The organism is Micromonospora sp. CA-259024, assembly GCF_050936255.1.
In the GTDB taxonomy this organism is placed as follows: domain Bacteria; phylum Actinomycetota; class Actinomycetes; order Mycobacteriales; family Micromonosporaceae; genus Micromonospora.
The window spans coordinates 4,217,044-4,229,858 of sequence record NZ_JBNJND010000001.1 but is presented as its reverse complement, the minus strand read 5'-3'; the positions used below and the strand labels follow the sequence as shown (position 1 = coordinate 4,229,858).

Sequence of the window (12,815 nt, the reverse complement as noted above, 5' to 3'; positions counted from 1 at the left end):
CGCGGGTTAGCCTCGGGGAGTGGACGACGGACTGCGGGTGACCGACCGGTGGGTCGTCCCCGCCGGCGAGCTGCGGGAGCGCTTCTCCCGCTCGTCGGGGCCGGGTGGGCAGGGCGTGAACACCGCGGACTCTCGGGTCGAGCTGAGCTACGACCTGGCCAACTCGCCAGCGGTGCCCGATTCGCTGCGGTCGCGGGCGCTGGCCCGGCTGGCCAACCGCCTGGTCGACGGGGTGCTGACGATCGCCGCCAGTGAGCACCGGGCCCAGCTGGCCAATCGGGAGGCGGCCCGCGAACGGATGACCGCGCTGTTGCGTGAGGCTGCGGCACCCCCACCGCCGCCCCGGCGGGCGACCCGCCCGTCCCGTGGGGCCAAGGAGCGCCGGCTGGCCGAGAAGAAGCGCCAGTCCCAGCGCAAGCGGGACCGCCGCGCGGACGGCGAGTAGCCCGGCTCAGGCATCGGGGCCGGGGCTCAGGCCGGGACGGCGGCGAGCAGCCGGTCGCGCAGCACGGCGGCCCGGTCGGCGAACGCGCGCTGCGCCGCCGCGTACTCCGCCCGCCCTTCGGGAGTCTCCACCCGCACCGGCGGATAGCCGAGCGCCGCCAGGTCGTACGGAGAGGCGCGCATGTCCAGCGTGCGGATGTCCCTGGCCAGGTCAAAGGTGTCGGCCACCAGCTCCGAGCTGACCAGCGGGGACACCTTGTACGCCCATTTGTAGAGATCCATGTTGGCGTGCAGGCAGCCCGGCTGCTCAAGTGCGTGCTGCGTCTCCCGGGTCGGGGTGAGCAGGTTCAACGGCCGGGCCGGCGGTGTGAAGAACCGGAACGCGTCGAAGTGGCTGCACCGTACGCCCCGCTCCTCGACGACCGCGGCGGTCCGCTCCGGGGTCAGCCGCAGCGGCCAGGCGTTGTGCCGCAGCTCGTCCCGGGTCTGCCGGTAGACCATCGCCCACTCGTGCATCCCGAAGCAGCCGAAGTGCGGCGCCCGCCCGGCCGTGGCCGCCAGCAGTGAACGGATCCAGGCGATCGACTCGCCGCGCCGCGCGCGTACCGCCTCGGTGTCGAGGGTGACCCCGGCGGTGGTGGCGCGGTAGTCCCGGCCGAACTCGGCCGGGTCGGCGTCGCGCAGCTCGACCCCGGCCCCCGGATGCCAGCGCCGCAGCTGCGCCGGGCGGTGTGAGTAGTAGGTGAACAGGAAGTCGGCCACCGGATGCCGCTCCCCGCGCCGTCGGCGGGCCAGGTGGGGGGTCAGCCAGACGTCCACCCGCTCCTCGTGGGCCCGGCGGCGAGCCTGCCAGGCCGCCACGTCGAGCACGGCGGGGGCGAGGGCGGCGGTCACGCACCCCAGGGTACGACCGCCGCCCGCCCACCGATCAGGGCATGTGCACCCGGACGCCGGCGGAGAACACCCCGCTGCGCAGCTCCAGCTGCTGGGGCGGATCCCGCCCGTCGACGGTGAAGACCAGTGGAAGCACCACCCGAGTGCCCGCTGCCATCGGGTCGGCGAAGACATCCCGACCCAGGTTGGCCGCCCGCGTGGCCGGCTCGTCGGTGCTCACCCAGCGCCCGCCGGGCAGGTACGCCCGTTGTAGCTGGCTGTGCCACGGTTGGTGGTCGCCGGTGACGTTGCGCACACCCACGGTGGCCTGGCAGCGTCGACCGTTGGCCGGTGGGGCACCGCCGCCATCAGCCTTCCCGGCGGTGCCGGGCGCGCCGCAGGACATCCGGTACACGGTGAACTCGAACGCCGACTCGCGCAGCGGCACGCCCACCGGCCCGGTGACCCCGGTGCCCATCCACGCTCCGCTGGTGGGCTGCTTCTGCGTGTCGATCGCCGAGACCCGCCGGGTCGCCGTCCACCCCGCGGTGCCGACGACGCCGGCCAGCACCACCACGGCAGCGCCCACCAACAGCCAGACCGGCGGGGTGCGCCGACGCCTCGCCGGGATCGGTGCCGCCGGGCGGGGATAGATCGTCCCGCGGCCACCGGGCTCGCCGCTGCTGGCCAGTGCGGCAGCCGTCACCCGACGCCCGCGCCGACGTCGCCACACCCACAGCAGGGCGGCGCTGACCAGCAGGAGAACGGCCAACCCGGCGAGCAGCACCGGGTACCGGCGCCAGGGCGGGGTCTGGGTGACCTCGGCCGCCGGTGCCGCCGCCGCCATCCAGGTGGCCGTGCCGCAGTCGTACGGGCGGCTGCCGTCACTGGTGAACGCGCACGCCGGCGCGGTCAGCGGCTGGCCAGGGGCGGTCGCGGCGAGCGCCGTGCCCAGCGTGGTGGTGCTGTGTGCCGGGAGCCGCAACCGCCAGGTCACCTCGGTGGTGGACCCGCCAGCCCGGGTGGACCGTCCGCCGGCGCTGATCGCCGTCGGCGAGGAGCCGGGCGGCAGTTCCTGGCGCACGGTGGTGTCCACCGGCGCGTTGCCCACGTTGCGCACCTGGATCCGGTACCGGGGCGCCGGGCTGCTCTCCGGGGCGACCGCCACCGTGACCTGTTGCGGGGGCGCCGACGCCGGTGCCCGGGAGGGTGGCGCCATCGCCGGGGGCGCCGAGGGTGGGGTGGGAGCCGCGGTCACCCGCGCCGCGACCGCAACCGGCGGCTGCGTGGCCGTTGACGGCAGGGCGGTCGGCGCTCCGGCCGTTGGCTGTGGCGTGGCCGAAGGTGGCCGTGATGTGGCGGCCGGTGGTCGTGGTGCGGCCGCCGCCTCCGGGGCCGCCGCCGGCAGGGCCGGCACGGCGGCGAGGATGCCGAGGCAGTGCACGAACACTGCGAGGGCTCTGTGGTGTCGTGTCGATGCAGGCATACGAACGAACCTCCGGAGCCGACGCTAGGGGCGGGCCCCCTCCGTGCGGGTACGAAGTCGCGAAGCCGGCCCCGGTCACCTCCTGCTCCGATAGGGTGCCGCGCGTTGACGGGTTGAGCACACTCGACGGCTGGTCCTGGCCGGTCGAGGTGTCGGCGGGGCTAGATTGGCCAGGTGCGTATCGCTCGTTTCGCCCATGCCAAGGGAATGTCGTTCGGTGCCGTCGAAGGCGAGCCGGAGGCCGGGCCGCAGGGCCTGACCATCGCCGAGATCGAAGGCCACCCGTTCGGCAAACTCTCCTTCAGTGGGGCCCGCTGGGCCCTCTCCGACGTCCGGCTGCTCTCGCCGATCCTGCCCAGCAAGGTGGTTTGCGTCGGTCGCAACTACGCCGACCACGCCGCCGAACTCGGCAACGACGTGCCCAAGGAGCCGCTGCTCTTCCTCAAGCCGTCCACCTCGGTGATCGGCCCCCGGGACGCCATCCGACTGCCCATCTTCTCCAAGCAGGTCGAGCACGAGGCGGAGTTGGCGGTCGTGATCGGGGCGCCGGGCGCGCGCCGGGCCGACCGCGCCGCCGCCGAACGCGCCATCTTCGGCTACACCTGTGCCAACGACGTCACCGCTCGGGACCTCCAGCGCTCCGACGGGCAGTGGACCCGGGCCAAGGGCTTCGACTCGTTCTGCCCCATCGGCCCGTGGATCACCACCGGTCTGGACGTCTCCGACCTGGAGATCCGGTGTGAGGTGGGTCGCAACCCGGAGGAGATGGAGGTACGCCAGCTCGGCCGGACGAAGGACATGGTCTTCGACGTGGCGGGCCTGGTGTCGTACATCTCGCACGTGATGACGCTGCTGCCCGGCGACGTCGTTCTCACCGGCACTCCGGCCGGGGTTAGCCCGCTCCTCGAGGGGGATACGGTCACCGTGCGGATTGAGGGCATCGGCGAGCTCACCAACCCGGTGGTCCCCGTCGCCTGATCCGTCGGATGCCCCTGTTTCCGCAGCTCACAGGCGGTTCGGGGGGATCGGATTTGGCCTGCCGGCACCGGGAGGGTAAAGTTCACTCCCGGCGCCGCAAGGGGCCAATGGGGTATGGGGTAATTGGCAGCCCGACTGATTCTGGTTCAGTTAGTCTAGGTTCGAGTCCTGGTACCCCAGCGCTGCTGGAATTCGTGAGAATTCCAGACGCTGGATTCTGACGGAGTTCCCCTCCGCCCTTCCGGGGGCGGAGGGTGGTCTCTGGTAGAGTGCAGCTCCTCCGCCTGTAAGGGTGGGGGAGCAGAAGTGGTTCTGGCCCCGTCGTCTAGTGGCCCAGGACGCCGCCCTCTCAAGGCGGTAGCGCCGGTTCGAATCCGGTCGGGGCTACATTGTGCACAGCCCGTCTCACCTGGTGAGGCGGGCTGTTTCGTGTCTGTTGCCCGGCCACGGCCGCCCCGCGGCGGCCCCCGCACCCCGTGCTCACGTCAACGGACGGTGCCGCTAGACTACAGCCGCACCGCTCGCGAGGGCGGTGAACAGGAAAGTTCTGGCCCCGTCGTCTAGTGGCCCAGGACGCCGCCCTCTCAAGGCGGTAGCGCCGGTTCGAATCCGGTCGGGGCTACAACAACCAAAAGCCCGTCCCGCCTCCGGCAGGACGGGCTTTTGCGTACCCCCACCCCCTTGCCACGGTGATCAAGAGCTTTGCGTCACCAGTCTCGCCTGGCGTGACGCAAACCTCTTGATCACTGGGGAGGTCGGGTGGGGGTGGGGTGGGGTGGGGGTGGGTTAGAGGCCGGATAGGCGTTGGCCGGCTCGCACTACCGCCATGGCGTGGCGTTCGCCGGGGCGGCGGCCCAGGCGCTCGATCGGTCCGGAGATGCTGACCGAGGCGATCACACGGCCGGTGCGGTCGCGGATGGGCGCGGAGACACTCGCCACACCGGCCTCCCGCTCGGCGACGCTCTGCGCCCAGCCGCGGCGGCGTACCTCCGCCAGGGTGCGGCCGGTGAACTTGCTGCGCGGCAGCAGCGGCATCACCGCCTCCGGTGGCTCCCAGGCGAGCAGGATCTGGGCCGCGGAGCCGGCGGTCATCGGCAGCACCGAGCCGACCGGGACGGTGTCCCGCAGGCCGCTGGCGCGTTCTGCCGCCGCCACGCAGATCCGCTCGTCCGCACGGCGCAGGTAGAGCTGCGCGCTCTCACCGGTGGCGTCTCGCAGCGCGGCCAGCAACGGCTCGGCGGCGGTCAGCAGAACGTCCGGAGCGGCGTTGGCCAGCTCGCCCAGACGGGGGCCGGGACGCCACCTGCCCTGGGTGTCCCGGACCAGCATCCGGTGAATCTCCAGTGCCTGGGCCAGCCGATGTGCGGTGGCACGCGGCAGCTTCGTGCGTTCAACGAGTTCGGCCAGGCTGGCGCCGTCCACGCAGGCGGCCAGGATGACCACCGCCTTGTCGAGAACGCCGACACCGCTCATACTGTGTCCCACAAGCCGAAACTTACCTCCCAGAATTTAGGATGTCCAGATGGTGGGAGTCACTCCTGAGCCGAGGACCCTGGCCGAGAAGGTCTGGGACGCGCACGTCGTACGGTCCGCCGCTGGTGAGCCGGACCTGCTCTTCATCGACCTGCACCTGCTGCACGAGGTGACCAGCCCGCAGGCGTTCGACGGGCTGCGGCTCGCCGGGCGCCGGGTGCGTCGTACCGACCTGACCCTCGCGACCGAGGACCACAACACCCCGACCGGGTACGCCGACCCGGCGTTCCGCCTTCGCCGTGGTGACCTGCTCACCATCGCGGACCCCACGTCGCGTACGCAGATCGAGACGCTGCGCCGCAACTGCGCCGAGTTCGGGGTGCGGCTGCACCCGCTCGGTGACGACAACCAGGGCATCGTGCACGTGATCGGCCCGCAGCTCGGCCTCACCCAGCCGGGCATGACGATCGTCTGCGGCGACTCGCACACCGCCACCCACGGCGCGTTCGGCGCGCTCGCCTTCGGCATCGGCACCAGCGAGGTGGAGCACGTGCTGGCCACCCAGACGCTGCCGCAGAGCCGGCCGAAGACGATGGCCGTGAACGTCACCGGCCGTCTCGCCCCCGGCGTCACCGCCAAGGACCTGGTGCTCGCGCTGATCGCCCAGGTCGGCACCGGCGGGGGTCGCGGCCACATCGTCGAGTACCGCGGCGAGGCGATCCGGGCCCTCTCCATGGAGGGGCGGATGACGATCGCCAACATGTCCATCGAGTGGGGCGCCAAGGCCGGCATGATCGCGCCGGACGAGACCACCTTCGCGTACCTCAAGGGTCGGCCGAACGCGCCCCAGGGCGCGGACTGGGACGCGGCGTTGGCGTGGTGGCGGACGCTGCCCACCGACGAGGGTGCGCGCTTCGACGCCGAGGTGACCCTGGACGCCAGCCGGATCACCCCGTTCGTCACCTGGGGCACCAACCCCGGGCAGGGTGCGCCGCTCAGCGCGCCCGTGCCGGACCCGGAGGAGTTCGCGACGGACTCGGAGCGCACCGCCGCCCGCCGCGCGCTGGAGTACATGGACCTGCGCCCCGGTACCCCGCTGCGGGAGCTGCCCATCGACGTGGTCTTCGTCGGCTCCTGCACGAACGGCCGACTGGAGGACCTGCGGGCCGCCGCCGACGTGCTGCGTGGCCACCAGGTCGCCGACGGGGTCCGGATGCTCGTGGTGCCCGGCTCCGCCGCCGTGCGGGAGGCCGCCGAGGCCGAAGGGCTGGACAAGGTCTTCGTCGACGCCGGAGCCGAGTGGCGGTTCGCCGGCTGTTCCATGTGCCTGGGGATGAACCCCGACACGCTGAAGCCGGGCGAGCGCTCCGCCTCCACCTCAAACCGCAACTTCGAGGGCCGTCAGGGCCGTGGTGGACGGACCCACCTGGTCTCCCCGCCGGTCGCCGCCGCCACCGCCGTGATCGGCCGGCTGGCCGCCCCCGCCGACCTGTAGAAGGGACCGAGCAGATGGACAAGTTCACCACCCACACCGGCACCGCCGTGCCGCTGCGGCGGTCCAACGTGGACACCGACCAGATCATCCCCGCCGTGTACCTCAAGCGGGTGACCCGGACGGGTTTCGCCGACGGGCTGTTCAGCGCCTGGCGGGAAGATCCCGCATTCGTGCTCAACGATGAAACCTATTCCGGGGCGTCGATCCTCATCGCCGGCCCGGAGTTCGGCACCGGCTCCTCCCGGGAGCACGCCGTCTGGGCACTGCGGGACTGGGGCTTCCGCGCGGTGGTGGCTCCGCGCTTCGGCGACATCTTCCGCGGCAACGCCCTCAAGGAAGGTCTGTTGCCGGTCGAGTTGGAATTGAAAGCCGTCGAAGAATTGTGGGACCTGGTCGAGGCTGATCCGACCACTCCGGTGACCGTCGACCTGACCGCTCGTCAGCTCCGGGCCGGGGACGCCAACTGGTCGTTCCCGCTCGACGACTTCAGCCGCTGGCGGCTGCTGGAGGGCCTCGACGACATTGGACTCACCCTCCGGCACGCCGCCGACATCGACTCCTACGAGGCGCGGCGACTGCCGTTCCTGCCCTCCGTGGCATAGCCGTACGCCCGATCGCGCAGCGGATTCCACCCCCATCGGTCCAACCGGTGGGGGTGAATCCGTTACGACACAAGGGCTTTTTTCTGCCGAATGTTTGTGTCCCGGCAGCACAGGGCATACCGTGCGCGCAGAATGGCTCGCGACGAGTCAGTTGCACAATCGGGAGGAAGTCGTGAACAAGGCCGAGCTCATCGAGGCGCTCGCCGTTCGCCTGGGGGACCGGAAGACGGCGACGAACGCCCTCGAGGCGGTCCTCACCGAGGTCCAGGCGGCGGTCACCAAGGGCGAGAAGGTGGCGATCACCGGATTCGGAGCATTCGAAAAGCGTGTGCGTGGCGCGCGAACAGCGCGCAACCCGCGTACCGGCGAGGCGGTGAAGGTCAAGAAGACATCTGTCCCGACCTTCCGCCCCGGCGCCGGGTTCAAGGAGATGGTGGCCAGCGGCAAGGTGCCGAAGGCCACGGTGGCGACGAAGAAGGCCGCCACCACCACCGCCACGGCCAAGGCGGCGGGCACCAAGGCGACCGGGACCAAGGCCGTGGGCACCAAGGCGGCTGGCACGAAGGCGGCTGGCGCCAAGGCCGCTGGCACCAAGGCGGCTGGCACCAAGGCGACCGCGGCCAAGGCGGCCACCAAGAAGACGGCCCCGGCCAAGGCGAGCAAGACCGCCACGGCGACCAAGACGGCCGCCAGCAAGAAGACCGCCCCGGCCAAGGCGGGCAAGAGCACCACGGCGACCAAGACGGTCGCCAGCAAGAAGGCCACCGCGGCGAAGACCACCGCGGCGACCAGGTCGACCGCGGCCAAGAAGACCACCGCGGCGGCGAGCAAGACGGCGGCGAAGAAGGCGCCGGCGAAGAAGGCTCCGGCCAAGAAGGCGGCCAGCAAGCGCTGACCGGCCTCCGCGAAAGGGCGTCCACCCGTGGGTGGGCGCCCTTTCCGCGTACGGGGACCCGTTGACCCGGTCGGTTCGCTCCCGCAGAATCGCCGTGCCGGCCTCCCTCCGCCGGCCCGTCAACGGGAAGTGGGGGCGCCGGTGCGCTACCGCCAGCTCACCACCGGGACGCTCGCGCTGGGCGTTGTCCTCCTGATCGACGTGCTGCGGGTCTGGCTGCCCGGCATCATCACCATCTTCGGTCAGGCGGCGTCCACCCCGGCCGAGCTGATGGGCGCGTTCGCCCTCGGCTGGTTCGTGCTCGCGACGGGCGCACCCGCAGTGGTCCGCCGGGTCGGGGCACGCCCGGTCACGCTCGTCGCCGCCGTCGTGCTCGCCGTCGCCCGGCTCACGCTCACCGCCGCTCCTGGCGGGCGTACGCAGCTCTGGTTGGCCACCGCCGGTCTGCTCGCCGGGCTGGTCTGGCTGGTCGGCGTCGCGGCCGACACCGACCGACCGGTTCCGGGGCTGGCGTTGGGGCTCGCGGTCAACGCGGCCCTGCACGCGGTGCTGGACACCGTCGACCTCGTCTGGCGCGGCGACTGGGTCGCGTGGCTGCTCAGCTCCGTTGCGGTGGCGCTGTTCCTGCTGGGCACGGCGCAGCCCGGCACGGCGCAGCCCGGCACAGCACAGCCCGGCACGGCACAGTTCGGCGCGGCACAGCCCGGTAGCCGGGCCGGCGCCGGTGGCGCCCGAGCCTGGCTCCTGGCCGGGCCGGCGCTGCTGCTGGCCGGAACGGTGGCGCTCTCCCCGGCGCTGGCCCTGAGCGGGATGTCGTACCTGGTCGCCGGGGACGGCGTGGCTCGTTCGCCGTTGTTCGGCCTGGCGCCGGTGCCGGTGGCGGTCGCCGGGTTCCTGCTCGCCGCGTTGACCCAGCCTCCCCGCGGGTGGGGCCGAGCGTACGGGCCGGTGGCGCTGCTGGCCGGCGCGGTGCTGTTCGCCCTCGACCGGGGCGACCTGCTCCTCCCGGCCGTCCTGCTCGCCGCCGTCGGCCTGGGCGCCTGCCTCGCCCTGACCGACGAAGCCGAAGCCACCCGTCACGGCGCCGAAGCCACCCGCCCAGACGGCGAAACCACCCGTCACGGCGCCGAAGCCAGCCGCCCAGACACGGACGGCGGCAGCGACACCGTGGACGGCAGGCGGTCGGCGGTCCGACGGGGGTACGCGGTCGCCGCCGGCATGCTCGTCTTCGCGGTGGGGGCGGTCGGGTACTACTCCGCCTACGACCTCGGCTACCCCAACGCGGCGGTGCCGGTCGTGGTCGCCGGGCTGGTGGCGGCCGTGGCCCTGGCCGCCCGTCCCGGCGTACACCGGGTGCCGGGGCCGTTTCCGCCGTTACGGGCCGCCGCCACGGTCACCGCGCTGGCCCTGCTGGCACCGGTGCTCGCCGACGAGGTGCCGGTGGCCAGCAACCGGGACGGCCCGCCGGAGCGGCTGACCGTGGTGGCGTACAACATCCGGATGGGCTTCGGGCTGGACGGCCGGTTCGACCTGACCGGGCTCACCAAGGCCGTCGACCGGCAACGGCCCGACGTGGTGCTGCTCAGCGAGGTGGACCGGGCCTGGCTGCTCAACGGCGGGCACGACACCCTGGACCTGCTGGCCGACCGGCTCGGTATGCCGTACGTCTTCGGGCCGGCCGCCGACCCCGTCTGGGGTGACGCGGTGCTCAGCCGTTGGCCGGTGAGCGATCCGCGGACCCTCCCGCTGCCGGCCGTCGGGGCACCCACCGGCGCGCAGGCGCTCGCCGTCACGCTGGACCTCGGTGACGGCGTCCGTACCGCGGTGGTCAGCACCCACCTGCAACCTCCGCCCGGGCGGCGGCCGGTGGTCCAGGCCCGCGCGGTCGCCGACTTCGCCACCGGGTACGCGGCCGGTCGGCCCCTGGTGGTGGCAGGTGACCTGAACACGGAGCCGGGCGACGAGGCGTTCGGGCAGTTCACCACCGCGGGCCTGGTCGACGCGTTGGCGGCTGCCCGCCCCCTCGCCACCAGCCCGGCGGACGACCCACGCGAGCAGATCGACCACATCCTCGTCTCGCCCGGCCTGATCCCCAGCGACCCGGTCGCGCCGCGCAGCACGGCCAGCGACCACCTGCCGGTCGCGGTGACCCTGACCCTTCCGCCCCGCTGAGGACGCTACAGGCGGTCGGCGGCCAGCAGCCGGTCGGCGGTGAAGGCGAGCAGCCAACCACCGCCCTTGGGGGTGGTGAAGTCCTCGTCGGTGTTGCCGGTCAGCCGCTCCAACGCGCCCGGCAGCACCTTGCCCTGGCTGCACACCGCCACCTGCCCACCGGCGCCGGCCAGTTCCAGCAGGCGGGCGGCGGTGGCCAGGATCTGTTCGTCGCTCTGCTGGCCGGGCTGTGGCTCGTCCAGGTCGCCGCAGATCTCGATCGGCAGGTCGAGCAGCGCGGCGGCCGGGTCCAGTGTCTGCACACACCGTCGCGGTGACGCCGACAGCAACCGGGCCGGGCGGATCAGGGCGACCAGCGCGCCCAGCGCGGTCGCCTGAGCCCACCCCTCGGCGTCCAGGGGCCGCCCGATGTCCGGGCCGGACCAGGTGGCCCGCTTGCCGGCATGCGCGTGCCGAACCAGCGCGACCGTGGCGGTCACCGACGGCAGCGCGGCGAACGCGGCCAGGACCTCGGCGTCGTGTGGGTAGCTGACCAACCGGATCGCGTCGTCCACCGCCAGCCAGCGGATGTCGTCCACCTCGGTGCCCGGTTGGAAACCGCCGCTGTCCACCGCGAGCATCGACCAGTAGTCGACCAGCTTGGCCTGCCCCTCGCTGCGGTACCGCACCGACGGTAGGCGGACCTGTGGCACGCCCCGCACGTCGGCCTCCTCGGCCACCTCGCGGACCGCCGCCGCAAGAGCATGCTCGCCCGGCTCCAGCTTGCCCTTCGGCAGCGTCCAGTCGCCGTAGCGGGGACGGTGTACGACGCAGACGCGTACGCCGTCAGCGGACGGCCGCCAGGCCACCCCGCCCGCCGCGCGGATGCCGGTCACGGCAGCCAACTGGTCCGCCGCCGCCGGGTGGCCCGGTGCCAGGCCGCCGGGAGGAGACCCCGCATCCGGCGTACCGACTCGCGTTCCCGCTCGGCCAGCCGCCCGGCGGTGACCGCCAGCTCGTGGTCGTCCGGCCGCTGGGCGGCGATCTCCAGCCAGGTGTCCGCCGCCACGGCCGCATCCTGGTGCTCGCCGAGCACGTCCTGCACTCGGGCAAGGGCGCGGGACAGCCGGCGTGCACCCTTGCCGACCATCGGCGCCACCGCCTTGACCGCGTACCGGGCCTGCTTGCCCTCCTTGCGGACGGCGTGCCAGCGTTCGTCCGGCGACTGCGCGTCGAGCCCGTCGACGCCCTCCGGCCCGGTCAGCCGCCCCCAGGGCCGGGCCACCAGCGCGGGCAGTGCCTCCGCCGCCGGGGCCGCGGACCCGCGGGTGAGCCTGGGCGCGCGGGCGGCCAGCACCAGGGTGTCGACCAGGGCCAGGTAGCGCGCGGAGCGCAGCGCCTCGTCGATGGCGGCGAGCGCCTGCCGCTGCCGTTCGGCGAGCACCTCGTCCAGCCGATCCACCGCGGCCTGGTCCAGGGGGCTGAGCGGGTCGGCGCTCGCGGTGCGGCGTAGCCGCTCGCGAAGCACCTCGGCGTCGCGGGCGGCGCCGAAAACACCGGCCAGCCAGCGCAACTCGGTGCGCAGCGAACGGGACCAGGTCTTGCGGACGAGCGGCTTGAAGGTGCGCAGATCACTGCGGAGGCGGCGACAGGCCACCCGCATCTGATGCACGGCGGTGTCGCCACCGGCGGCCGGGGCACGCAGCCGGACCAGCGGATCGTGCGCCAGCAGCCGCCGGATCTCCTTGCGGAGCTCCTCGGTCACGACGTCACCGGCGCTCGGCTCGGCGCCCAGCCCGGCCGGCGCAACCAAATCCGGATCGGCCTGCGCCGCCGCGCCCAACGCCCGTACGTGCTTCGGGGTGAACGACCCCTCCTCGGCGCCAGCCTCGCGCAGCACCGCGCCGACCTGGTCGAGCAGCTTCCGGTCGCCGGCCTTGAGCTCCACCTCCAGCTCGCGGAACGCGCCGGTGGTGGCGCCGGCGTCGTCGAGCACGGTCACCCGGTCGTCCACCACCTCGGCGAGCACCGTGCCGGCCCGGTCACACACCTCGTACGCGTGCCGGAGGGTCCGCACCACCGTCACCGGGGCCAACGGCGCTCCTCTGTGCAGGACGGTGACCAACTCCACCAGCTCCGGCGGCGGCTGCCCCACCGGCCCGGGGCGGGAGATCTCGTGCCGGACGCCCGGCGTCCCGGTCGGCAGCTTCACCGTCCAGGGCAGCTCGTCGCCCCGGCGGTGGCGCAGCGAGGCACCGGCGCGGGCCAGCCGCAGGTCGACCGTGTCGAGGTAGCGGGCGACCAGCGTCACCGGTGGCAGCGCCCGGACCCGACCCCCGGCCGGGGAGGTGGCGGCCAGGTCCGGCAGCACGAAGGTGTCGTCCACCTCGTACTTCCGCTCCTCCTCGACCATCAGCT

11 protein-coding genes and 3 tRNA genes are annotated in these 12,815 nt (G+C 73.2%); 9 read left to right on the top strand and 5 right to left on the bottom strand.

Annotated elements, in window-relative coordinates; all coding sequences use genetic code 11:
• Positions 1-19 precede the first annotated feature (19 nt).
• Positions 20-445: an alternative ribosome rescue aminoacyl-tRNA hydrolase ArfB gene (arfB, locus tag ACQEUX_RS18710; protein WP_433049156.1), complete on the top strand. Its 426-nt coding sequence runs from the start codon at positions 20-22 to the stop codon at positions 443-445.
• Between the two features lie 26 nt (positions 446-471).
• Here the strand turns inward: arfB and ACQEUX_RS18705 are convergent, their stop codons facing one another.
• The gene (locus ACQEUX_RS18705) at positions 472-1,338 is read right to left on the bottom strand and encodes a 3-methyladenine DNA glycosylase (protein WP_433049153.1); all 867 of its coding nucleotides are present in this window, start codon (positions 1,336-1,338) and stop codon (positions 472-474) included.
• A 34-nt stretch (positions 1,339-1,372) separates the two neighbouring features.
• A complete protein-coding gene (locus tag ACQEUX_RS18700) occupies positions 1,373-2,803 on the bottom strand; it encodes a hypothetical protein (RefSeq protein ID WP_433049150.1) in 1,431 nt (476 codons plus the stop codon).
• A gap of 174 nt (positions 2,804-2,977) precedes the next feature.
• Between ACQEUX_RS18700 and ACQEUX_RS18695 the strand changes: the two genes are divergently transcribed.
• The 4 genes from ACQEUX_RS18695 (at position 2,978) to ACQEUX_RS18680 (ending at position 4,403) form a co-directional block, all read left to right on the top strand.
• Positions 2,978-3,781 (top strand): fumarylacetoacetate hydrolase family protein, encoded by an 804-nt coding sequence (locus ACQEUX_RS18695; RefSeq protein WP_433049148.1) that lies wholly within the window; start codon positions 2,978-2,980, stop codon positions 3,779-3,781.
• Positions 3,782-3,889: 108 nt separating this feature from the next.
• A tRNA-Gln gene (locus ACQEUX_RS18690) sits at positions 3,890-3,961 on the top strand.
• 134 nt (positions 3,962-4,095) lie between these two features.
• Positions 4,096-4,168, top strand: a tRNA-Glu gene (locus tag ACQEUX_RS18685).
• A 162-nt stretch (positions 4,169-4,330) separates the two neighbouring features.
• Positions 4,331-4,403 (top strand) — tRNA-Glu (locus ACQEUX_RS18680).
• Between the two features lie 164 nt (positions 4,404-4,567).
• On the opposite strand, the gene ACQEUX_RS18675 is transcribed toward ACQEUX_RS18680, so the two are convergent.
• On the bottom strand, positions 4,568-5,254 hold the full coding sequence (locus tag ACQEUX_RS18675) for an IclR family transcriptional regulator (RefSeq protein ID WP_007456408.1): 687 nt from the start codon (positions 5,252-5,254) through the stop codon (positions 4,568-4,570).
• Positions 5,255-5,303: 49 nt separating this feature from the next.
• Here ACQEUX_RS18675 and leuC point away from each other — a divergent pair, with 49 nt between their 5' ends.
• The 4 genes from leuC (at position 5,304) to ACQEUX_RS18655 (ending at position 10,418) form a co-directional block, all read left to right on the top strand.
• On the top strand, positions 5,304-6,749 hold the full coding sequence (gene leuC, locus ACQEUX_RS18670) for a 3-isopropylmalate dehydratase large subunit (RefSeq protein WP_433049144.1): 1,446 nt from the start codon (positions 5,304-5,306) through the stop codon (positions 6,747-6,749).
• A gap of 14 nt (positions 6,750-6,763) precedes the next feature.
• Entirely contained in the window at positions 6,764-7,351 is a 588-nt protein-coding gene (leuD, locus tag ACQEUX_RS18665) for a 3-isopropylmalate dehydratase small subunit (protein WP_433049141.1), read from the top strand.
• A 172-nt stretch (positions 7,352-7,523) separates the two neighbouring features.
• Positions 7,524-8,246: an HU family DNA-binding protein gene (locus ACQEUX_RS18660; protein WP_433049138.1), complete on the top strand. Its 723-nt coding sequence runs from the start codon at positions 7,524-7,526 to the stop codon at positions 8,244-8,246.
• 141 nt (positions 8,247-8,387) lie between these two features.
• Entirely contained in the window at positions 8,388-10,418 is a 2,031-nt protein-coding gene (locus tag ACQEUX_RS18655; protein WP_433049135.1) for an endonuclease/exonuclease/phosphatase family protein, read from the top strand.
• Positions 10,419-10,423: 5 nt separating this feature from the next.
• On the opposite strand, the gene ACQEUX_RS18650 is transcribed toward ACQEUX_RS18655, so the two are convergent.
• Complete coding sequence (locus tag ACQEUX_RS18650) at positions 10,424-11,302, bottom strand: NUDIX hydrolase (protein WP_433049132.1); 879 nt, start codon at positions 11,300-11,302, stop codon at positions 10,424-10,426.
• Complete coding sequence (locus tag ACQEUX_RS18645; RefSeq protein ID WP_433049129.1) at positions 11,290-12,810, bottom strand: CHAD domain-containing protein; 1,521 nt, start codon at positions 12,808-12,810, stop codon at positions 11,290-11,292. Before ACQEUX_RS18645 ends, ACQEUX_RS18650 begins: the two co-directional genes overlap by 13 nt.
• Positions 12,811-12,815: the final 5 nt, after the last annotated feature.